General features: G+C 65.7%; 23 protein-coding genes. 22 read left to right on the top strand and 1 reads right to left on the bottom strand.

The features are described 5' to 3' along the window. The first annotated feature begins 20 nt into the window (after positions 1–20). From ABZ281_RS00275 to ABZ281_RS00210, 14 genes are all read left to right on the top strand, one after another. Positions 21–1526, top strand: coding sequence for a baseplate J/gp47 family protein (locus ABZ281_RS00275; protein WP_356650538.1), 1506 nt, complete (start codon positions 21–23; stop codon positions 1524–1526). A 7-nt stretch (positions 1527–1533) separates the two neighbouring features. Further along, entirely contained in the window at positions 1534–2346 is an 813-nt protein-coding gene (locus tag ABZ281_RS00270; RefSeq protein ID WP_356650536.1) for a hypothetical protein, read from the top strand. 25 nt (positions 2347–2371) lie between these two features. After that, positions 2372–5131: a phage tail protein gene (locus ABZ281_RS00265; protein WP_356650534.1), complete on the top strand. Its 2760-nt coding sequence runs from the start codon at positions 2372–2374 to the stop codon at positions 5129–5131. Next, positions 5131–6813 carry a hypothetical protein gene (locus ABZ281_RS00260; RefSeq protein ID WP_356650532.1) on the top strand — a complete coding sequence of 561 codons (1683 nt, stop codon included), beginning with the start codon at positions 5131–5133 and terminating at the stop codon, positions 6811–6813. The genes ABZ281_RS00265 and ABZ281_RS00260 overlap by 1 nt, the downstream gene beginning before the upstream one ends. A gap of 16 nt (positions 6814–6829) precedes the next feature. Next, positions 6830–7144, top strand: coding sequence for a hypothetical protein (locus tag ABZ281_RS00255; RefSeq protein ID WP_356650530.1), 315 nt, complete (start codon positions 6830–6832; stop codon positions 7142–7144). 156 nt (positions 7145–7300) lie between these two features. After that, on the top strand, positions 7301–8311 hold the full coding sequence (locus ABZ281_RS00250; RefSeq protein ID WP_356650528.1) for a hypothetical protein: 1011 nt from the start codon (positions 7301–7303) through the stop codon (positions 8309–8311). A gap of 68 nt (positions 8312–8379) precedes the next feature. After that, positions 8380–8640 carry a hypothetical protein gene (locus tag ABZ281_RS00245; protein WP_356650526.1) on the top strand — a complete coding sequence of 87 codons (261 nt, stop codon included), beginning with the start codon at positions 8380–8382 and terminating at the stop codon, positions 8638–8640. Then, complete coding sequence (locus ABZ281_RS00240) at positions 8637–9572, top strand: helix-turn-helix domain-containing protein (protein ID WP_356650524.1); 936 nt, start codon at positions 8637–8639, stop codon at positions 9570–9572. The genes ABZ281_RS00245 and ABZ281_RS00240 overlap by 4 nt, the downstream gene beginning before the upstream one ends. 77 nt (positions 9573–9649) lie before the next feature. Then, positions 9650–10345, top strand: a complete 696-nt coding sequence (locus ABZ281_RS00235; protein ID WP_356650522.1) for an ATP-binding protein — start codon at positions 9650–9652, stop codon at positions 10343–10345. Continuing rightward, on the top strand, positions 10338–11150 hold the full coding sequence (locus ABZ281_RS00230; protein WP_356650520.1) for a hypothetical protein: 813 nt from the start codon (positions 10338–10340) through the stop codon (positions 11148–11150). Before ABZ281_RS00235 ends, ABZ281_RS00230 begins: the two co-directional genes overlap by 8 nt. Next, on the top strand, positions 11147–11380 hold the full coding sequence (locus ABZ281_RS00225) for a hypothetical protein (RefSeq protein ID WP_356650518.1): 234 nt from the start codon (positions 11147–11149) through the stop codon (positions 11378–11380). The genes ABZ281_RS00230 and ABZ281_RS00225 overlap by 4 nt, the downstream gene beginning before the upstream one ends. Then, complete coding sequence (locus ABZ281_RS00220; RefSeq protein WP_356650516.1) at positions 11377–12657, top strand: DnaB-like helicase C-terminal domain-containing protein; 1281 nt, start codon at positions 11377–11379, stop codon at positions 12655–12657. Before ABZ281_RS00225 ends, ABZ281_RS00220 begins: the two co-directional genes overlap by 4 nt. Then, positions 12632–13609 carry a toprim domain-containing protein gene (locus ABZ281_RS00215; protein WP_356650514.1) on the top strand — a complete coding sequence of 326 codons (978 nt, stop codon included), beginning with the start codon at positions 12632–12634 and terminating at the stop codon, positions 13607–13609. Before ABZ281_RS00220 ends, ABZ281_RS00215 begins: the two co-directional genes overlap by 26 nt. Further along, positions 13609–15246 (top strand): DEAD/DEAH box helicase, encoded by a 1638-nt coding sequence (locus ABZ281_RS00210; RefSeq protein WP_356650512.1) that lies wholly within the window; start codon positions 13609–13611, stop codon positions 15244–15246. The genes ABZ281_RS00215 and ABZ281_RS00210 overlap by 1 nt, the downstream gene beginning before the upstream one ends. Here the strand turns inward: ABZ281_RS00210 and ABZ281_RS00205 are convergent. Beyond that, positions 15225–15422: a type II toxin-antitoxin system Phd/YefM family antitoxin gene (locus tag ABZ281_RS00205; protein ID WP_356650510.1), complete on the bottom strand. Its 198-nt coding sequence runs from the start codon at positions 15420–15422 to the stop codon at positions 15225–15227. The genes ABZ281_RS00210 and ABZ281_RS00205 overlap by 22 nt on opposite strands. 141 nt (positions 15423–15563) lie before the next feature. Between ABZ281_RS00205 and ABZ281_RS00200 the strand changes: the two genes are divergently transcribed. From ABZ281_RS00200 to ABZ281_RS00165, 8 genes are all read left to right on the top strand, one after another. Further along, complete coding sequence (locus ABZ281_RS00200; protein WP_356650508.1) at positions 15564–16457, top strand: hypothetical protein; 894 nt, start codon at positions 15564–15566, stop codon at positions 16455–16457. Positions 16458–16668: 211 nt separating this feature from the next. Further along, positions 16669–17166: a hypothetical protein gene (locus ABZ281_RS00195; RefSeq protein WP_356650506.1), complete on the top strand. Its 498-nt coding sequence runs from the start codon at positions 16669–16671 to the stop codon at positions 17164–17166. Further along, a complete protein-coding gene (locus ABZ281_RS00190) occupies positions 17163–17654 on the top strand; it encodes a hypothetical protein (protein ID WP_356650504.1) in 492 nt (163 codons plus the stop codon). Before ABZ281_RS00195 ends, ABZ281_RS00190 begins: the two co-directional genes overlap by 4 nt. Next, positions 17651–17878 carry a hypothetical protein gene (locus tag ABZ281_RS00185; protein ID WP_356650502.1) on the top strand — a complete coding sequence of 76 codons (228 nt, stop codon included), beginning with the start codon at positions 17651–17653 and terminating at the stop codon, positions 17876–17878. The genes ABZ281_RS00190 and ABZ281_RS00185 overlap by 4 nt, the downstream gene beginning before the upstream one ends. A 1-nt stretch (position 17879) precedes the next feature. Continuing rightward, positions 17880–18737 carry a hypothetical protein gene (locus ABZ281_RS00180; RefSeq protein ID WP_356650500.1) on the top strand — a complete coding sequence of 286 codons (858 nt, stop codon included), beginning with the start codon at positions 17880–17882 and terminating at the stop codon, positions 18735–18737. Positions 18738–18821: 84 nt separating this feature from the next. Further along, positions 18822–20153, top strand: a complete 1332-nt coding sequence (locus ABZ281_RS00175) for a DNA cytosine methyltransferase (RefSeq protein ID WP_356650498.1) — start codon at positions 18822–18824, stop codon at positions 20151–20153. Between the two features lie 19 nt (positions 20154–20172). After that, entirely contained in the window at positions 20173–22119 is a 1947-nt protein-coding gene (locus ABZ281_RS00170) for a DNA polymerase (RefSeq protein WP_356650496.1), read from the top strand. A gap of 4 nt (positions 22120–22123) precedes the next feature. Then, on the top strand, positions 22124–22492 hold the full coding sequence (locus ABZ281_RS00165; RefSeq protein WP_356650494.1) for a hypothetical protein: 369 nt from the start codon (positions 22124–22126) through the stop codon (positions 22490–22492). The last annotated feature ends 64 nt before the right edge of the window (positions 22493–22556 follow it).

Genomic DNA, 22556 nt, shown 5'->3' with positions numbered 1-22556 from the left:
CATTTCAGGAGTAACGCACCGTGGCGGATCTGACTTCCAGCGCGCCGGCTATCGACTACACCTCGAAGGACTTTGAGGGCTTCCGGCAGTCCATGCTCGACCATGCCGCACGTGTCTACCCAGAGTGGTCCGGACGCAACACGGCGGACTTCGGTGTCCTGCTGGTGAACCTATTCGCCTACATGGGCGACATCCTGAGTTACTACCAGGATGCCGCGGCGAAGGAAGCGTTCCTCGAAACCGCGACCCAGCGGTCGTCAGTGCTCGCCCACGCGGCCACCCTTGGCTACACGCCGGCCGCAGCGGATTCAGCAACCGGAACGGTCACTTTCGTCACCGAGGCCACCCAGACAACCGATGTCATCATCCCTACCGGGACGCAGGTGACGACTGCGTTCATCACTTCCCTCGACGCACCACTGACGTTCGAGTTGGACGAAGCCGTCACAGTGCCAGCACAGGGTGGCAGCGTTACAGCCCGTGTCACAGAGGGCGCCACCGCGGGCTCTCAGAGCCTCACAATGAACGCCGGCACAGCGACCGAGACGCTCATCCTCGTCGACAGTCTGGGCACCTCAACGGGCACGGAAAATCAGGCACTCAGCCTGCCCTCCTCCCCGGCGTTGGTCGACAGCGTCCGTGTCTTCGTCGGCAGTGAGCCGCCTGTGGAGTGGCACGTCACCGAGAATCTTCTGACCGCGGGCCCTACCGACCATGTCTTCACCCTCAGCAGCTCCGACACGGGCGTGGTCACCATCACGTTCGGGGACGGCACCCTTGGAGCCATCCCCGACCTCGACGTACCCATCTCCGCCGCATACCGCGTTGGTGGGGGCGCACGTGGCAACATCGACGCCAACCAGATCATCGACATCTCGGTCGGCATAGCCGGCGTTTACATCGCCAGCTCCTCCGCCATGACGGGCGGCAGAGAAGTCGAAAGCACCGAGTCCATCCGTACGAACGCACCCAAGGCGTTTCGTGCACAGGACCGAGCGGTCACCCTGAGGGACTTCGAGGACCTGGCGCTGGCCGTCCCCGGCAACGCCAAGGCGAAGGCAGTCGGCGCCCATTACAGCTCCATCACCATCGCCGTCGTCGGAGCGGACAACGCCGTCCCCTCCGACGACCAGTTGACCGCCACGGCCCGCTACGTCCAGGACCGCACCCTGACGGGGGTCTACGTCGATGTCGTCCCCGGCACGCTGGTCGGCGTCAACATCGGCCTCAGCGCCGCCCCAGTGGTTCTCGGCATCTACAGCAACTTCCGGGCCTCGGAGGTCGTCCTCGCCGCGCAGAAAGCCTTGCAGGACCTGCTGTCCAGCCAGCGCAGCACTTTCGGACAGCGAATCCCGGCCTCCAAAATCTACGCCCTTCTCGACGCGATCCCCGGAGTGGAGTACGTGACCATCCCGCTCCTGGCCCGAGCCGATGGGCAACAGACCGGCGCCCAGGACATCATCTGCCGCGACTGGGAGATCCCTGTGGCCGGTCAGATCTACATCACCGCAGACGGCGGCCAGTGAGGACACCATGAGCAACGTCTACCCCAATGCGATTCGGACTTTCCCGACCCACCAAGACGGTCGGGACTTCGTGCTTGCTGCCGACGTCAACGAAATCCAGGACGAGCTGACGGGCGTCGAAACGGCCATCGGAACCAAGCCGCAGGTCTACACCAACGCCGCGGGCAAGCGCTTCGAGTACAAGGACGTCTCAGCCCGGCTCGACACCATGCAGCGCAACGGTGACGCCACCAGCGCCACGGTCAGCACACTGGTCGATGCCTCGAAGACGGGTTGGGCACTGCCCGTCTCCAGCTTCCGGGGAACTGGAACATCGATCCGTCCCACCGATGACCAGGTCCACCCCAACGACCCCAAGTCGGACTGGCATCCGGTCACCTGGAACCTGCCGCTCACGGACCCGCTCAAGCTATGCAAGAACAGTCCGCTGATCTCCTGCCCTCAGACCGGTTGGTGGATCATCGTCATCCGAGTGCTCGGGCAGATCGCCTCCGGGCCTACGAGCCTGGACCACTTCATGTGGTCGTCCATTCACCTGGAGGATCACGACAACTCGGTGGCCACGGCCTCCTCCACGTTGCCGCGTGGCACCAAGGGATACCACCGACACTCCCTCACCTACGCCGGCGAATGGTTTCAGGGTGAGCGACTTTCGCTGAACATCCGCCATGGCGACAGCCTGCGCGTTGACAACCGCAGCAAGTTCCCCAACCCGATACCCAACGTCACCGTCTGGGGCTGGGCAGGGCTGACGTACATCAGGGCGCTCCCCACAGGCTACGACGCCAGTCGCGTGGCCTGGGACATCGATCCCGTCTGACCGATCGACCAGCGAGGAGCACCCTGTGGCCACGTACGGCTACGACTACTACGGCAAGTCGCTCTATGGCGCGGACACCGCAGTCCAATACAGCGTCGAGCCCGTCACCGCGACGTCTGTCGCTCCGGGCCACATCCAGCTCACCTGGAGTGCCGCGTCCCAGAACGCGTGGAGCAGCCTGCGAATCGTCCGCAATGCCTTCGGCGTGCCCGCACATGGTGAGGACGGCACCACCATCGCGGAAATCCCTCAGAGCGCACCTGCACGGACTTGGAACGACATAGGACTGCCACCGGGGCGGGTCTTCTACTACGGCATCTTTCTCGGCGTGACGGACTGGTCGAGTACCACCACCTACACGACCGGCGACGTCGCCAACTACAACGGCATCAACTATGCGGCCGTCGCCAGTAGCACGGGCATCACGCCGGGAAGCAGCAGCGACTACTGGCAGCACGCCACCCTCGCGGAGCCGTGGGTACGGGCCGGCGCCACCGCAGGCTTGTCCGTCGCTGATCACGGCTACACCCTGCGGCTCTACCAGTCGATCCCACGGCCGTACCGCCTCGACACCAGTGAAGTCACCGGATACGAGGACGGCGTAACCAACCCCGACCTCTACAAGTTCCTGACCATCTTCGGCCACGAGCTCAACACCGTCTCCACCGAGATGCGGATCCTGCAAGACCTGCGCAGCATTGCGACGGCCCCAAACAGTTCCGTCAGTAGCCTTGCCCACCAGTTCGGCGTGACGACGGAGGTGAGCGACGAGCCCATCCGGCGCCGGTTGCACACCAGCAAAGCTGTCCGGCTGGCCAGAGAGCGGGGAACTGAGGACGGGATCGCCGACCTCATCAACACGCTCACCGGCTGGGACGTTGAAATCGGCGACAGCAGCAACCTGATGCTCAACCAGGATCAGGCGAACTGGGCCAATCCCAAGTACCCAGACTGGGACAAGGACCTCACCTACCAGGGTGGCGAGATCGTCGACCACGAGGGAGCCCTGTGGGCGGCCACCAAGTCGGTCAGCGCCTCGACCCGAGCCGACACCATGACGGTCGCCGCCAGCTCCGGCACCGTAACCAAGAACCCGCCCGGCACCTCCACCTCGACCGGTACGTGGATGTACAGCATCACCCCGTACCTGGTGCTCAGTGGAACGGTGAACAGCTACGTGACCGTCAACTTCACGGTCGGCGCAGACGGCACCTATGACCTGTCAGTCACCGGGATCGACGGCACGTCGTACGGACAGACCAAGTACTACATCGACAGCGCCGAAAGCAGCATCGGCACGGTCGACCACTACCTGGGAACATGGGCCGGCAAGCCGCGCGTGTGGCCCTCCACTCGGTATCTAGGCCGCTACACCCTTACGGCCGGCACACACACCTTCATGATCAAGGTCGTCGGCAAGAACGCCGCGGCCACCGGCTACAACGCTGGATTCAACTTCCTCACCCTTACCGGCACGGCCGACCCCTCACGAGGCCAGGAGCCCGTCGCTGCCAGCGGCTGGTGGACCAAGGTCACCGAGGCGTCCCGCATCGACGTCGGCAGCACCCTGACCAACCCCGTCACGCTGTCCCCGTCGACCTGGAGCCTGGTCAACCTCTCGACAGGCGCCTACCCAGCCGGCCTGAGCGTGGCCGCTGGCCTCGCCGCCGTGACCGGTACCACCACAGACAACAACGCCGGCACGATCACCAACCAGGGCACCGCGGCGGCCAATCTGGGCGTTCGCTCGATCGGCACCCCCGTGGCCAGGACCTGGTCGTCGAGCACCATCTACGTTCTCGACAACCTCGTCCGGGACTCCGGCGGAACGGTCTGGCGGGCGCTCGGCAAAAACCAGAACGTCCGGCCCGGCACCGATCGCAACACGTGGGAAATCGCCGACACCCAGGGCAACAGCCCCCTGCCGATGACGGACATGGTGCGCCAGTGGGGCGTCCCGCTGAAGCGGATTCCCCAATGGAGCCCGCAGGTCGGCTACGTAGCCGGCGACCGAGTCGCCTACAACAACTTCGCCTACGTGGCCCGCGTCGACTGCCAGAACAAGAAGCCGGACGGCGACGCCGCAGACAACACCTACTGGTCATTCGCCGGCTCGGCGCAACAGAGCTGGACCGTATCCGCATACACCAAGCTGCTCGCTGGGACCACCAGCAGCACTGCACGCGCCTATGTCGACTGGTACGACGCCCAGGGCCACCTGATCACGACCATCTCGGACGGCTCCCCGTACTCCCAGGGATTCTTCCAGCGCTTCAACGAACCGAACTCCAGCCTCAACGGAGACCGCAGCTACTCCACCAACTGGTCAGACACCAGCGCTTGGACCACGAGCGGGACCTGGGTCGTCTCCGACGGCATGCTGTCTCCGATCACGCCGAGCACCACGCCATACAAGGTGTGGGCACTGACCTCGATCCCGTGGGGCACGCCCATCGGCGATCTGCGCTTCTACCTGACCTTCATGAGCAGGCCGCGCCTCGGCACGGGAGCGGAGCACGGAGTCATCTTCCGCTCGGACAGCGCAGCCACCAGTTTCTGGATGGCCTCGCGCACCCGGCTGACGAAGACGGTCAACGGCACCGTCACCGTCATGGCGACCTGGCCAGAGATCCCGGACGGCGGTCGCATCTACGTCCACCACGCCGCCAGCCTCATTGAGGTCTACCAGTACACCGCTCCTGGTGTCGCGCCCAAGAAGCTCGCCTCGGTCGCCCAGGCCACCCCGGACGGCGCCCTCTTCGGCCTTCTCGAAAGGAGCCTGTGATGGCCCCAGCCCTGTCCAGCCAGCCGATTCAGGCGACCACTTCGACCACGGGCAGCGACCCCGTCACCCAGTACTCCACCCACATCAGCGGTACAGCCACCAGCGAATCCAGCGGTAGGGCGAGCATCACCACCCTCAAGCCGGCCGGCGGCTTCGCCGACCTCGGCGTCGCCAACCCGTCCTCGGTAGACCCAGGAATGTCCTGGGTCGGCGGTTCGGACATGCCGTCCACCCTGAACACAAGCTGGCAGCGGATGAGCATCACGGCAACTGCGCCCATCGACTACAACCGCGGTGAGGCCGGGAAGCTCTGGAACGGGGCCGCCTACGCGAGCGTCGGATTGCGCTACGACAACCTGTCGGCCTCCAGCATCGTCGCCTTCGACCGGGTCCAGTTCGGGAAGGCCCCCTCGGGCAACCTGCTGGACCGCTCGGCCGCTTTCCACGACGACCACATGTGCTACGAGTCGTACAACGGCACCATCGCCACCCGCACTCGGGAACGGGCCATGGTCGGCGACTTCTCCGCCAAGTCGACCATCCTCTACATTCCCAGCAGCTCAACAGGCTGGGCGCTGGACCCGCACACCGATGCCCTCGCCCCGCTGAAGGCCGGCGGTGGAAGGATCACCGCCCGCGTCTCGGTGTCCACTGACGTCTCCCGAACCTGGCGCGTTTGGGTGCGCTGCTACGACGCCAACTACAGCCTGGTCTACGACGGGCTGTCCTCGGCACCCGACAACACGAGCCAGCCAAACGGCATCTGGTCCACCGCCCAGCTCAGCGTCACCGCACCCAGCACGGCTCGGTACGTGTGCGTAACTCCGTTCGTGTACTACGGGAATTCCGCGCCGCAGATCGGCTGGTACTTCTACTCCGACGCGCACTACATTTCCTACGAATCCCGAGATCCGGCCTACCGAGTACCTGACTGGCAGGCCCCGAGAAATCTGAACATCCGGGTCAAGCCCAAACGCGTCAACCTCGTCAGCAACCCTGGATTCAATTCCGCAGGCTCGCGCTGGGGATATCACGGCGCATCTGGGGTCACGAACACATTCGCCAGGGACAGTGCCACGGGAAGAACTAAAGCGGGCTCGCTGAAGTTCCAGTGTCCCAATGGGGGCACGCCCCCTTCGCAGGTAGGTATTGCCACACTCGGTGGCATCAATCCCAGCAGCAAGGGCGGAGACCTGCTGAAGACGGGAGTGCCCCACACGATCTCGGCGTGGGTCAACGTTCCATCAGGCTATCCGCCCGTCAGCGTTGCTGCCTGGGATCCACTGGCGGCTGTGTTCCGCTATGGCCCTGACACCGACTGGGTCAAGGCAAACCGCCCCGAGCTGGTCGACGGTGACTGGGTGCGCGTCTACTACACGTGGACCCCGCCGGCTACCAGCACCCGCCAGATCTATGCCGGCGTCCTGGTTCCCAAGGCGGCATACCTGGCCAGCAGCAACGGAATCGCTTTCTGGATGGATGACGTACTGGTGGAAGAGGGCACGGAACTGGGCGACTACTTCGACGGATCCGACCCTTCCGCCGATTACCTGTGGCAGGGAACTGCCGATTCTTCGAAAAGTCTTTACTTTCCCGGAAGAGCGCGCCACGCGCAGCGCCTAACGGAAGTTCTCCGGGACAATGTTCCGTGGGGCACAACGTTCAGTCTCCTCTTCTCCTAGAAATTCCGGAGTGTCAATGGACAAGGTAAATCTCGTCAACCTCATGGTCGGCGGTGTTCTTCCGCTGCTGGTCGCTTTCGTCTCGAAGGAGACCTGGGCCGGCTGGGTCAAGGGCGCCATCCTCGCCGCGCTGTCCGCGGTCGGAGGTCTGGGCACCGAGTACGTGTCGGAACCCTCGGCCTTCGACCTGAACATCGCCGGCTGGAGTGCTGCGACGGCCTTCGTGTTCGGTGTCGCCGCGCACTACGGCATCTACAAGGGCACCACGCTTCAGGAGCTGCTCGCCAAGGCCCTCTACAAGGCGCCGATCCCGGCGGGCGCCGACGGCTGATTCACCGCACGCTCCTCCGAGCCCGTCCCGCATCCGGGGCGGGCTCGATCCATGTTGGCCAACTTGTTGTTCAACTTGTACGTTAAGATGTTCCACAAGTCATGATCTTCGGCGCGTCCGCCCGGACGGCGCGACGTGCCCGTACAAGGAGCACACTTGGCCACCATTCACATCGCTGTCGCCGGGGCCGGTCCCGTCGAGCGGGGCACCATCGACGAACTCCTCGACGACTGGCTCGGGATCGACGCCAACGGCAAACCCACCACCGACGAAGAAGTTGCCCTCGTCATCCCAGCCGCCGCCGAGCACGTCACCCCCGCGGTAAAGGCCGTCTACAACTGGTCCGGGAACGTCGACCCCGAGATCCCATACACCGCAGTCGTCGCCCAGACCCTTGACAAGGCGTCCAAGGTCATCCGCGACAACGCTGAGAGCGCAGTCGCCGCACGAGACGAAGACGTCTACACCGTCCTCGGCCGCACCCTCGCCGAGCGCGACGGAGACCGGTACCTGCTCGTGGCCGGCGACGAGGGCGACGACGAACTGAGCGACCTGGTCGGCTACGCACTCGACGAGGACATCACCGTCCTCGACCTGCGCGACGCGCTGAAGCAGATCACCCCGCCGGAGGCCGAGGAATCGGACGAGACCGACGCCGCTGAGGACTCCCAGGAGGAGGCGGAGCCGGAGGCCGACGAGGAGCCGTGCAAGGGCGGCACCCAGACCCTCGTCCCCCTCCCCGAGCAGCCGTCGGCCGCCGAACCGGAGGAGACGCTGGAAGAGGACGTCGCTGCGGCGCACCGGGAGACCACGGTCGCCGCGCCCGTCGGTACGGGGGACGTGGTCGACGTCCTGGAGGCGATCGTCAAGCACCTCCGCCTGATCGACGAGTCCAACGCCGCCGCCAACCTCGCCGAGGTCCGCTACCGCCCCATCACCGCGCTGGCCATGAAGGGGCTGGAGAAGGCCAAACTCACGGCCGTGCGCGGGGCCGAGCCGACCAACGCGGCGCCGGACGGCGATCCGGCCGCCCCGGAGGCGGAGAAGCCGGCGAAGGGCTCCTCCGGCAGGGTCCGCAAGGAGTGGCTCAACCCCAAGACCAACGAGTGGGAGCCCCTGCGCGGCCGGCCGCGCAAGAACGTCGAGATCCGCGAAGTCGCGGCCTGACCCAGCCAGCCAGCGGGGCGGTGCCAGCCGCCCCGCTTTCCCACGTCCACTTCCTGCGAGGTGACCAGATGAGCCACGACGACTACCCGGACGGGACGCTCCAGGGCTGGGCCAACACCCCCGTGAGCATCCCGCGTGAGGTCGCCACCACCACGCGCATCTCCTGCGGAGCGCGCGGCCTGTACGTCTACCTGCTGACCCGCGAGGACGGAGCGGAGATGACGCCCGCGGCCGTCGCAGGAGAGCTGAACGAGAGCCTGCCCAAGGTCAACGGCTGGTGGGTCGAGCTGAAGTCCGCCGGCCTGATCACCTCTGCGGGTGGCCGGTGACCCAGGATCAGCAGCAGGACCGTCTCAAGGCCCACGAGCTGTGGGTGCAGACCCCGCACGTCTTCATCCTCGACCACAGCATCTCCGACGCCGCGTTCCGGCTCGGCTGCCTGCTGGCCAAGTACGCCGGCAGGAACGGGTGCGCCTTCCCCAAGCAGGAGACGTTGGCGAAGGACCTCGGGTGGTCCCTGCGTACCGTCTCCCGGCGCGTCACCGAGCTGCGCGAGAGCGGCTGGCTGCGCACCGAGCGGCGCTGGCCTGGGGGCCCTTGCAACTACTACCTGGCCAGCCCCGAGGAGATGGGTTACGCCAAATCTGGCGTAGGGGTCACGCCAAAAGTGGCGCAACAAGAAGGAGATTCAAAGAATCTCCTTCCTTCGGAAGGGCCGAACGCTCCGCGCACGGCGCCGCGTAAGCCGTCCCGGCGAGCCGAGGAGCAGCGGCGGGCGGCCGAGGAGGACGCGTACGACCCGGCCAAGGCAATGGGCCTGTGGGACGACGAGAGCGACCCGGAGCAGCCCCGCGTGGCTTGGGGTGCCGGCCGGCGCGAGAGGACGGGCGGGAGGCGCCAGCCCGGCCCTGACACCGGTCCTGGCCTCGCCCGGCACTGGCGGGAGACCGTCGGCGCCCAGCCGTGGGCCTTCGGTATCGAGAGCAACCTCAAGGCGCTGGCCAGCCACTTCGTGAAGCTGAAGGCCGCCGGCCTGACGCCCGAGGAGCTGCGCGACATGAGCGCGCTGTACGCCGCCACGGAGGGCCTGCGTAACCCGCGTGCGCTCGCCTGGCAGGACTTCATCGGCAAGCGTGCGCTGCTGATCGACATGGTCCGCAAGGCGCGCGAAGCGACGGCCATGCAGGAGCGGCCGGATGAGGTCTACGACGGCTGGGACAAGTCGGCCGACGTGAAGCCGGCTGACGACTGGAGCTGGTGACGAACAACTTGTTATTCAAGTTGTTCCACAAGATGTGATTCAATGAGGTCCTCGCACCACCCCTGAGGAGGAGGACCGTGCAGACCGCCGAGGCACCGGCCAGGGACATGAGCCTGGTCTGGAAGACCGCCAAGATTCCCGTGCAGCACTGGGGCCTGGGCATCGACTCACTGACCCGGCTTCAACCCCGCGTCCGCCAGACCGTCGAGGACTTCGTCGCCACTTGGCGGGAGCGACACATCCCGGCCGACGCGACGATGGCCGACATCCCGGAAGACCGCAGCCGGATCGGCAAGGGGTTGCTTCTCTTCGGCAACGCCGGCACGGGCAAGACGACCACGGCGTGCGCGGTACTCGCGGCCATCCGCCAGCAGTACCCCGGCGCCGCCGGCCGCATCCTGTTCGTTCCGTTCGCCGACTACGTCCAGGCCCTGATCGAGCACCGCAACTGGCGCGACCTCTACCAGGCGACCGGCGACGAGTTCGCCCGCGAGAAGTTCATGGCCCTTCAGAAGATCCTGGACAAGGTCCTCACCTGGCCTCTGGTCGTCCTCGACGACATGGGCAAGGAACACCACACCGCCTCCGGCTACGCGGCCGACGTATTCGACGCCCTGATCCGCGGCCGCTACCGCAATGCCCTGCCGACGATCCTCACCAGCAACAACAAGCCCGGCGACTGGGACAAGGTCTACAACGCCTCCATGCAGAGCTTCCTGTCAGAGGCGTGCGAGGTCGTGCCCATGACTGGAGAGGACCTCCGCCGTGCATAAGCACGTGGTCATGTTCAGCAGCGGCGCTGGCTCCTGGGCAGCGGCCCGGCGCGTCGTCGAACAGCACGGCAACGAGAACCTCTACCTGGTCTTCTCCGACGTCAAGGGCAACAACTCCAGCCCGCACGCCGGCGAAGACAAGGACAACTACCGCTTCCTGCGACAATCCGCATGGGACCTCGGCGGTCAGCTCGTCTGGCTGACCGAAGGCCGCGACATCTGGCAGGTCTTCCGGGACGACCGCTTCCTCGGCAACACCCGCCTGGCCAATTGCTCCAAGTTCCTCAAGCAGCGGCCGGCGCGTGAGTGGCTCGACGCCAACTGCGACCCAGAAGAGACCACGGTCTACGTCGGCATCGACTGGAGCGAGGCGCACCGCCTTCCGGCCATCGTGCGCTCCTACCAGCCCTACGCGGCCGTTGCCCCGCTCTGCGAGCCGCCCTACCTGGACAAGGACGAAATCCTGGAGCAGCTCCGGGAGCGCGGGATCAAGCCGCCCCGGCTCTACGACATGAACTTCGCTCACGCCAACTGCGGAGGCTTCTGCGTCCGTTCCGGCCAGGCCCAGTTCAAGAACCTCCTGAAGGTCATGCCCGAGCGCTACGCCTACCACGAGCAGCAAGAGCAGGACCTTCGGAACTACCTCGGCAAGGACGTCGCGATCCTCCGGGACCGGCGAGGCGGCACGACCAAGCCCCTGACGCTCCAGGAGTTCCGCGAGCGCGTCGAGACCGCGCAGATCAACGTCGATCCGTACGACATCGGCGGCTGCGGCTGCTTCGTCGAGGAAGAGAGCGCCGCGTGACACACGCCTGCACCTACGAGCACAGCTTCGAACTGCCGGCCTGGCTGCCGCGCCGCCAGGTGCGCCACATCGAACGCTCCGGCCTCGCGGTGATCCTCACCCAGATGCGCCTGGACGGCGTCGAGCCGGACTGGTCGACCTTCCGACTTCACGTCGAGTGGCCGAGACGCACCGGAAAGACGGTCCTGATCAACACCATCATCGCGGCCCTGAAGGGGGAAAACCAGTGACGACGGCGGTCCTGTCGCACGAGCACAAGCTGCTGTGCAAGGTCATCCAGACCGGTGACATCACGTCGGTCCTCAACGCCAAGATCAAGCCTCGGCACATCACCAACGGTGAGATCCGGCGCGTGTTCGAGGACATGATCGCCTTCAACGCCGAGTACGGCATGACGCCCACACTCGACGCGGTCCTCGCTGACCACCCCACCTTCGAGGTATCCCAGGTCGACGAGCCGCTCGACTACCTCATCGACCGCATCCGCGACCGTCGCCGCACCGCTCTGACCGAGCGCGGTCTCAACGCGGCCGTCGAGGCGCTGGTGTCCCAGGGCGACACCGACCACGCGCTCGACATCGTGCGCGCCCTGATCAGCAAGGTCGCCGAAGACACCCCCATCGGCAACGACTTCAACTGGGCGAAGACTGTTGACGACCGACTCGCCACCTACCGCTCCTACGCCGAGCGGGAGGAAGGGGAGCTGATAGGTCTTCCGACCGGATTCCCGTCGCTCGACAGGCTCACCCTCGGCCTCCAGGCCGGCCAGATGGTCACCCTTACCGGTCTGGAGAAGAGCAACAAGACCACGACCCTTCTGGCCATCACCCGAGCCATGCACGCCGTCGGTGCCCGCCCGCTGCTCTTCTCCTTCGAAATGTCCGCCATGGAAATCTCCGAGCGACTGGACGCCTTCCTCGCCGGCATCAGCCAGCGCAAGCTCCGAGCCGGCGAACTCAACGAACTGGAGTGGAAGAAGCTGGAGAAGGCGCTGAAGAAGCTGGAAGGGATGGGCGACTACATCATCGCCGAGGACCCCTCAGCCCGAATGACCCTCGACAACGTCCAGGCCAAGATCGACGAGTACAAGCCCGACGCGGTCATCATCGACGGCGCCTACTTCTTCGTGGACTCCGTAAGCGGCGAGCAGCAGACCCCGCTCGCCATGACCAACATCAGCCGTGGCATCAAGAGGATGGCAGCTCGTAACGGCCTGCCGTTCGTCGTCACCACGCAGGCACTTCGCAGCAAGCTCGGCGCCAACGGCCTCAACTCCGGCTCCATGGGCTACACGTCCGCCTTCGCGCAGGACGCCACCCTCGCGCTCGGCGTCGAGCAGACCGACGACCCCATGTTCTACAAGCTCAAGGTCTTGGCCGGCCGCAACGTCCCCAAGGACGAGTGGTTCGTCAAGCTCGACTGGGACGCCGGCTCCCTAATCGAGCAGGACGGCGACCCCTTCGGCGAGGAGGTGGACGACGATGTCCCGGCGTACGCGGGCTGGTAACAACGACATCTTCGACGCTCCCATCCCTGGCGACGTCCTCTCGGCACTAGGCAAGCTGGGCATCGAGATCGTGGGGGAGGACTCGGAGAACTGGCGGATCCCCTGCCCGGCACATGAACGCCGGAAGGGGAAGGAAGACCAGAACCCTTCCTGCTACGTGCACAAGGACACGGGCGTCTTCCTGTGCTTCTCCTGCGACTTCCGCGGGCCCTTCGTCCGCCTGGTCGCCGAGGTTCGTGAGAAGGGGGAAGACGACGCCGGGCAGTGGGTGAGCGAACAGGGGGTCATCGACCGTGCCGTGCGTCTCCTGGCCGGCGAGACCTACGCCAAGAAGCGCGAGATCGAGGAGATCGGCGAGTCGCACCTGGCCCTGTTCACCGAGCCGCCGGACAAGTCCCTGGCGTCCAAGGGCATCACCGCTGAAGCAGCCCGCCGCTTTGAGATCCTCTGGGACCCCCAGCGGAAGTACTGGATCTTCCCAGTCCGCGACCAGCACGGAAAGCTCCTGGGGTGGCAGGAGAAGAGCAAGGGGTACTTCCGGAACTATCCAGACGGCATGCAGAAGGGCGACTCGCTCTTCGGCCTCCAGGCCCTCGACGGTGAAGAAGGCGTGCTCGTCGAGTCGCCCATCGACACCGCAGTGCTCTGGACCGCCGGCATCCCCGGAGGACTCGCGAGCTATGGCGCCATCCTCACGCCCCGTCAGTTCCGCATCATCGGCGGTCGCCTCAGCCGCCTGGTCGACGCTCACGACAACGACCACGACGGCAAGCGAGAGCGTCGCACGGTCTTCAACCACTTCCACGGCACCGGCCTGCTGGTCAGGTACTTCGACTACGGCGACCTGGCCGTCAAAGACCCCGGCGAGATGACACCCGAGCAGAACAGGGCCGCGTACGAGGGCTCCTACCACCCGATGATGCGCCGCCTGTCCAGCTTCGGGAGGCGCTGATGTTCACCGGATTGCTGCACCCCTACCAAGCCGACGACGTCGACCGCATCGTCGAGCGCGGATCCATGCTCGCCGCCTACGGCATGGGCACCGGCAAGACCGTGATGGCCATCGCCGCGGCCGAGATGCTCATGGACACCGACAAGCACATCACGTGCATGGTCGTCGTGCCGGCCGCCCTGAAGTGGCAGTGGGCTGAGCGCATCGCCCAGTTCACCGACGTCGACACCAAGAAGCGCGCCGTGGGCAAGGCACACATCGTCGTGCCGGCCGACCACCACTGCACTGTGATCGACGGAACACCGGAACAGAAGAAGCGCCAGTTCGCGTACATCAGGGAACACCAGCCGGACTACGTCGTCACCGCCTACGAGAACCTCGTCCACGACTGGACGGACATGCGGAAGATCAAGCCCGGCATCGTCGTCGCCGACGAGGCGTCCCTGATCAAGACCTTCAACGCCGAGCGCACCCGGAAGATCAAGCGCATCAAGTCCGAGCACCGCATCGGCCTGACCGGAACGGTCATGGACAACGGCAACCCGGAAGAGCTGTTCAGCATCTTCGAGTGGGTCGATCGGGAAGTGCTGGGGCCCTGGGAGTACTTCGACCCCGCCTTCATCGTCCGCAGCAAGGGGAAGGGAAGGACAGGCTTCCCCGTGGCATACAAGAACCTTCCCCTTCTGCACCAGAAGGCATCCACCGCCATGGTCCGGAAGACCCGTGAGGACCCCGACGTAGCGAAGTACATGCCGAAGGTCGAGCGCAGCAGCGTGCTCGTCGACCTGGACCAGGTCACCGCGAGGGTCTATCGACGCATCGCCAAAGACACCCTGTTCGAGCTGTCCAAGGCGGCTGGCCATGGCTCTGGCAGCATCGACCTGGCCGCGCTGTACTCAGGCAAGGCCAAGCCCACCGAGGACACCGCGCAGGGGCGCGTGATGGGTCGCCTGCTGTCCCTGCACATGCTGGTGAACCACCCCGGCCTCATCCGCGACAGCGCCGCGCGCTACGTGGCCGGCAAGGGCGGCAGCAGGTACTGCCTCAGCCTTGTGGACTCGGGGGCGCTCGACGGCCTGGACCACTCACCCAAGCTGGAGGAACTGACCCGCCTTCTGCGGAAGGAACTGATGCGGGACGGCGAACTGAAGATCGTCGTCTTCTCGTTCTTCAAGGGGATGCTCAAGCTGATCGCCGAGGCGATGTCGCAGTACCGGTCGGTGATGTTCACGGGAGACCACAGCACCATCAAGAAGGCAGAAGCCAAGGCGCTCTTCTCCTACCAGGAAGACGTACGGCTCTTCCTGGCTTCCGGTGCCGGCGGGTACGGGCTCGACCTTCCGGAAGCCCGCATCCTGATCAACTACGACCAGCGAGACTCGGCCGGCGCGCAGGACCAGCAAGACACCCGCCACGTCCGCGCCTCAAGCCGGCACGAGACGGTCCAGGTGATCGACTTCATGGCGACCGACACGGTGGAGGAACGGCGCAGCCAGCGCCGCCAGTTCAAGACCCGCACCACCTCGGCCATCCTCGACGGCCGTGGGGCCGACGCAGACGGCCGGGTGGTCAACGACGTGGAGACGCTCCGGGAGAACCTGGAGCGATCACTGCGTCAGCTTTCGCCGGCTGCCTGACCCTGCGCCTCCAGGGCAGCCAGAGCCCGCTGGTACCACTCGTCGGGCACCAATGCGGCCACACGCTTGCCGTGCCGGGTGATGACGGTGACCTGCCCGTCCTGCACGGCGGCGTCGATGTGGTCACGCAGATTGTCGCGCGCCTGCTGCACGCCAACGGTCTCGGTCTTCCCCATGTCGGTAGCGTACCGGTCTGGCAGTTCTGTAAGGTCTGTAAGGTCTGGTAGTCGATCAGCCTTCAGACGACACATTCACGCACACGAAAGACGGCCCTGGGCGCGCACCCAGAGCCGTCGAGTCAGGAGATCAGACCTCCCATGCGAAACCCTATCCGTCGCAAGTGGGCTGCCGCGAGCAAGCCGACAAAGCCAGCCGCGGACCACACCGGCCGCATCCCCGGTGAGCGCTTCACCGTCTACTTCGTCATGACCGGTGCCGTGGCCGCCATCCTCCTGGCCTTCGGCTTCGACTTCGGTAACGTGTGGGCGCTCGCCGACCGTCTCGGTGTGCCGGCCGAGGTGCAGCCTCTGACCGCGCCGGCCGTGACCATCAGCTACCTGGCCCTCATGGTCGGCCAGCAGTACCTCGCCCTGCGAGGCTGGACTCACCGGGAGCTGCTCAAGCCCCGCCTCTGGCTGCTGCTGATCGGCGTCATGACCTACGCCCTCAACTGCGGTGACGCCCTCCTCGGTGGCGCCTACGGGGAGGCTGCCTTCGACGCCGTCATGCCGACTCTGCTGCTGATGTGGGGCGAACTGGCTCCCTGGATGATGCGCCAGGTCCACACGGCTCGCGAACGCGCCGCCGCGGTGCTCGGGCCCACCGTGCCGGCCGCGCCCGAGGGTGGGATCTCCGTGGACGACCTCCAGCGGATGGTCGAGGAGCTCCAGGGCGAGTTGTGGGCCAAGGACTTCGAGCAGGGCCCCCGTTCGAAGCGGGGGCGGCGCGAGTCGAAGCTGCGGCCCACCGCTCGCGAGTTCATCTGGAAGTGGCTGGACGACGGCAAGACCTACGAGAACCACCCCGCCGCCGCGTGGCACAAGGCGCTGGTGGCCGAGATGGGGGAGGAGGACTCGCCGACCGTCGAGCGCTGCCGGCAGATCATGCGGGATGAGTTCCCGAAGGTCCAGGAGAAGTGGGTCGCCACGCAGGACGCGAAGGCCCATGCCGACGAGCGGTTCGAGGAGATCGAGGAGTCCCTCGCCGGCTGACGCACAGTGGAAGTGGGAGCCCCGGTGGTGTGACGGCCGCCGGGGCTCTCTGCTGCCGTGATCAGACTGTGGCACAACTTGTTGTTCAACTTGTTCCTCAAGTGTTAGTCTGTGATCAGTCGCCAGGGCGAGTCCAGATCTGCGGCGGTCTGCTTTACCGCGCAGTCGGCAGCCCTGGCGACTGTTCCCTACACGTACTTGAGGAGACGGCGTGGAGTTCTCTGACGCCCCAGCAGAGTCGGTTCTGACCGCGAACACGCCGGAATCCGCATTCGAACGCAAGGCAGCCCAGTGGGCGGTCATCAAGAGCCGCGTCGACACGCAGACCAGCCTGCTGAACAAGCTGCGCGACGACATGTCGCTGGACCTGCGCGAATTCGGGATCCAGGACGACAAGGGCAGCTACATCATCGAGCTGCCACGCCCGCTTCGCGTCGGCGACAAGCAGTTCAAGGGCATGAAGCTGGAGCGCTACACGACCCAGGGCCTGGACGAAGACGCTGCCGAGGACATCGCCCGTGACCTCGACACGGCCGCCGTCGAGGGCGGAAACGATGCCGTCCTGTACGACCGACTCTTCCCCATGGTCCGTCAGTTCGACCCCCAGGAGGCATACGTCCTCTACCAGGAGGGACTCCTGGCGGAAGAGCACCTGGAGCGAATCTTCCCGGAGAAGGAAGCCTTCCGCTTCAAGCGGGTGGACGCATGAGGGACTGGGACAGCGAGTTCGCCGGCATCGCCGGCCAACCGCCGACGCACTTCTACCCCGGATCCACCCGCCGCATCTCACGCCGGCCCGTACGCACGCAGACCGACCTACGGACCACAGCGCAGGACGTCTACGAGGACCCGGACCGGTGGGACGCCAAGCCCCAGGTCAAGCCCTTCAACGGCGGCTACAAGGAGTTCTTCGGCATCGGAGCGGTCGCCAAGGCCCTGCGGCGCGACTCCGTGACCCTCCGGAAGTGGGAGGCCGGCGGCGTCATCCCCAAGGCCACCTACGTCATCAGCGGGAAGACCGCGAACGGCAACCGCCGCCTCTACACCCGAGAGCAGATCGAGGTCATGGTCCGCATCGCGGGAGAGGAAGGGCTGTTCGACGGCGACCCCCGCGGCATCCGCATCACCGACACCCGGTTCACCGAGCGGGTGAAGGAAGCGTTCGAGGCGCTCAGGCAGAAGGAGGCGGCGGCGTGAAGCCGGTCGTAGTGGAGTACGAGAAGACGGTCACGGAACGCTTCAACCTCGGCTCCTACGAGCACATCGAGGTCACCGCCCGGGTCAAGTCGACCGACCCGCGGGTGCTGGATGACGCCATCGACGAACTCCTGCGACGCGAGCGCGAGATGGCCGCGGACATCACCACCGAGAAGAACTCCTTCGCGCTCATCCACCCCGCCACCACCGACGACGAGGACTGATATGGCCCGAGGCAACATCGACGACATCTTCGACGAGGAGAAATCCCCCTCCCGCCAGCCCGGACCCAGCCGGCGAAGCGCGCTCGACGAGGACGACGCCCCGAAGACGCGACGCGGTCGAAGGGCTCAGGGCCGCGACGTGTTCGACGAGGATGACGCCCCCCGCAAGGGACGAGAACGCACCAACTCCGCCCGGAAGCAGCAGGGCGCGGCATCCGGCTGGGGCGCCTTCGACGAGGTGGCCGGCAGCGGCGGCCAGGACTTCGAGGCCAAGAACGAGATGCGGCTGGAGATCACCAAGGATCCCAAGCTCATCAAGCTCATGCAGCCGGAGCCCTTCGACTCCTACGAGTACCACTACGTCAAGGAGATCACCTCCGGCAAGCGGTCCTTCCGGGGCCTGGCACCCAAGGACGACTGCCCGCTCTGCGACGACCTCGACCACTACGGCCGCAAGGTCGCCGCCTTCAACGTGGCCCTCTGGGACGAGGACGACGAGAAGTGGGTCCACAAGGTCTGGGAGGTCGGCGTCCGCGCCGCACGCACCCTCCAGACCATCGCCAAGGATCCCAAGAAGGTCGGCAAGGAACACGTCGGCGACCTCACCTCCCCGCAGCTCTACCTCGCGGTCCACAAGACCGGCAAGGGGACCAAGACGGAGTACCACGTCGAGTCGGTCAAGTCGCGCGACGTTGAGCCCGACTGGGACGCCGACGAGTTGAGCGACGAGGACGTCAACCGTCTCTCCGAGTCCCTCTACAACGACGCTTGGGAGCGCCACTGCACCCGCGCCGAGCTGGAGGCCGTGGTGGACAAGATCCTCAACGGCGTGGACGAGGACGACGAGGACGACGACTAGACCACCTGAATAGGCCGCTCCCCACCTGTACCCTTCCCTCTCCTCCAGGTGGGGAGCGGCCACCCCGCTCGTGAAGGAACATGCATGCCGATTCTCGGCCTGTGCGCGGGATTCGGCGGCCTGGAAATCGCGGTCGAGGAGCTGACGGGCGAGCGTGTCGCCTACATGGCAGAGATCGACCGCTACGCCGCGCAGATCCTGGCGCACCACCACCCCGACATTCCCAACCTCGGGGACATCACCACCATCGACTGGACCGAACTCATCGGCCTGGTCGACGTCATCTGCGCGGGCTTCCCGTGCACCGACATATCCAACGCAGGACACAGGAAGGGCATCGATGGCGAGAAGTCGCGCGTCTGGTACAACGTCGCCGAAGCCATTCGCGTACTTCGACCGCGACTCGTCTTCTTGGAGAACGTCTCCGCCATCGCCCGACGAGGACTCGACCGAGTACTCGGGGACCTGGCCGCGATCGGGTACGACGCGCGGTGGATGTGCTTTCGAGCTTCCGAAGTTGGAGCAGCCCACCACCGAGATCGGTGGTTCTGCGTCGCCTTCCCTTCTGCCGACGCCCCTGGCGCGGGACTGGAAGGCGGGGACGGGCAGCCCGCACGGGAAGATGAGCCGGCCGCTGAGCGAGGTGGCTCTTCTCCTTCCAGCCGAGCCCCTGCCAGCCCGGATGCTTCCGACGCCGACGGCATCGAACCCCAACGACGGCGAGTCCTTGGCCTCGTGGGAGGAACGCCGGCAGAAGAACCTGGCCAAGAAGATCAACGGCAACGGTCAGGGGATGCCGTTGGGGATTGCGGTGAAGCTCCTGCCGACCCCGAGGGCCAGCGATGGTCCGAAGGGGGCGCCGAACCAACGGGACAGCGCGGGAAACTACACGCACTTGCCGGCGGCCGTAGTGCATCTGCTGCCGACACCTATCGCTGGGGACAGCAAGAACACGGGAAACCTCAAGCAGGACGGGACACCCTACGGGAACCGTCCCCGCCCCACGCTCACGGATGCTGTACGCCACCTCCTCCCGACGCCCACAGCGTCCGACGGCAAGGGCGGCGCGGGACACGCCCCCAGCTCGACTGGGGCGATGAACCTGCGCACCCTCGTCACTCACCTTCCGAATGGTGGGGAGAGTACGCGCCGGCAATCCACCGCTGGGAGTCCATCATCGGCGTCCCGGCGCCGTACCCGACCGAAGTTGGGCCCAGAGGCGGACGCCGCCTGACCGCGGTATTCGCCGAGTGGCTGATGGGCATCCCCGGCCGCGTCACCTTTGTTCCCGGTATCAGCCGCTCCCAGCAGCTCCACAAGGTGGGTAACGGCGTCGTGCCTCACCAGGCGTACACCGCGTACCGCCTGATCCTCCTTGAGCTGTTGCTCACCGAACGGCTCCAACTCGCCGCCTGATCTGGAAGGACCACGAGACGTGCGCGACGTCATCCTGACGATGGCAGACCTCGAAGAGGCTGTCGCGTACTTCTCGCGGTACGACGAGTTCGTCATCGACATCGAGACCGTTGGCGACCACCGAGGCGTCCCGGTAGCCAACGAGATCCTGTGGGTGGCGCTGGCCACCTACGGCCGCGCGGTAGTCATCCCGATGGGCCACCCCAACGGCGACCGCCTCATCTCGAAGGCGACCTGGCGCAAGAACAAGGTGAGCGGGGAGCGGGAGACCGTCCCCGCGGTGTGGAGCAGCCCGCCGAAGCAACTCCGCCCCAGCCAGGTCTTCAAGGCTCTGGAGCCCCTGCTCTTCTCCAGCCGGCGAAAGGTAGCCCACAGCGCGACGTTTGACCTCGGCAGCCTCGCGAAGTACTACGGCGGCCGGATCCCGCCCAAGCCATACGGCTGCACGCTGGTCGGCTCATGGCTTCTCGACGAGAACCGCCTCAACGGCCTGAAGAGCCTCGTGGAGAAGCGCTACAAGCACAAGTACGACATCGAGAACGTCGGCAGGGAAGTCGAGAAGCACGGCTTCACCAAGGTCGCGAGGTACGCCTACCTCGACGCCAAGTACACCTGGCTGCTGTGGCGGGCGATGTGCGGCGACCTGGTCGAGCAGGACCTCTCACGCATTATGGCGCTCGAACTGGGTGTCACCGAGGTCCTGCTCGACATGCACCCCACGGGCGCCCACATCGACGAGGACCGCCTCCTTGAACTGGAGCACGAACTCGTCATCAAGCTGGAGGAGATCAAGGCCCGGCTCTTCCGGGCCGCCGGCAAAGTCTTCAACGTCAACAGCCCCCAGCAGCGCCAGGACATCCTCTTCCTCCCCAAGTCCAAGGGGGGCCAGGGCCTCAAGCCCCTCAAGCTCACCGACGGCGGCAAGAAGCTCAAGCGCGACGGCGAGAAGACCACCTTCCGCCACTACAGCACCGACGCTGAGACGCTGGAGACGTACCCCGAGAACGAGGTCTGCCGGATCCTTCTGGAGTACGCCGAGGTCGACAAGCTCCTCTCGACCTACGTCTACGGCTACCTCGGGAAAGCCGACCAGCCGCGCCGCATCTTCGGCGGGCGCATCCACCCCATCTTCAAGCAGTACGGCGCCCGTACCGGCCGCTTCTCGTGCTCGGCACCCAACTTGCAGAACGTACCCCGGCCGGGCACCGAGCTGGGCACCAAGGTCAGATCCCTGTTCATCGCGCCTCAGGGCCACAAGCTCCTGGTCGCTGACTGGGGCCAGATCGAGCTGCGCGTCCTTGCCCACTACCTCGGCCGCGGCGCCCTGTACGAGGGTTTCCTGGCCGGCGTCGACGCCCACACCGCCACCGCTGCCCTCGTGTTCGGGGTCTCCTGGGACGAAGTCACCAAGGAGATGCGCCAGGTCGCCAAGGGTCTCAACTTCGCAATCGTGTATGGCGCAGGACCTGAGACGGTCGCAGCCATGGCCGGCATCACGGTGCGCGAGGCCGAGCGCATCATGCACATCCACGAGCAGCAGTTCCCGGAGATCTACGAGTTCAAGCGGTCGGTCGTCAACACCGTCCGCAAGCGCAAGACTCACGACCTCACCACGCTCCTCGGCCGCAAGCGCAGGCTGCCGGAGATCGTCGCTAGCAAGAACTGGCTCCGGGCAAAGGGCGAGCGCCGTGCCGTCAACTCGCTGATCCAGGGCTCTTCGGCAGACCTGATCAAGCTGGCCATGATCCGTCTGAACAAGGCCATCAAGGAGAGCGGTCACGACGGCATCAAGCTCTCTCTGACTGTGCACGACGAGCTCGTCGTCATCTGCCCGGAGGACCTGGTCGACGTGGGCTCCAAGATCCTCCAGGAGTCGATGATCGGCGAGGGAATCCAGCACCTCATCAATGTCCCTCTCACCGCCGATGTGGTCGTGTGCGACCGCTGGTCCGATGCCAAGGATTGACGAAATGAGAACGATCCCCTTCGAGGTCCTCAAGGCCGAACTGGCTCAGGACCTCAACGCCGGTCGAGCCGAAAACGAATTGCTCGTCAAGGCTGGCCAAGTCGGGCGCAGCAGCGACGTCCTCGAAATGGAGCAGCTCGAATCGGCCGAGCGCCTGGCCGCAGTTGAGCCGCTGGTACCGCTGGTGGCCGTGTACGGAGCACTCACCACCGATGTTCTTTTCGGAGGTATCCTTGACACCTCTGATTTGGAAGACGACCCGGCTGGTTATTCGGCGTTCCGCACGGACTATGAGGCCATTCTGACCGCCTCCGTCATTGCGGTGCTTTCCAACCTCGTCGACAAGGGTCTCATCCACAGCGGAGTGGTGTAGTGAGCAACTTTTGGAGAAACAACCTCGGCACCCCGCCCGCGGCTTACCAGCCCCCGGCGCCGAT

This window comes from Streptomyces sp. NPDC006265 (assembly GCF_040613555.1).
GTDB lineage: Bacteria > Actinomycetota > Actinomycetes > Streptomycetales > Streptomycetaceae > Streptomyces.
Note: the sequence above shows the minus strand (reverse complement) of the source record. Positions and strands in the feature narration are given on the sequence as shown.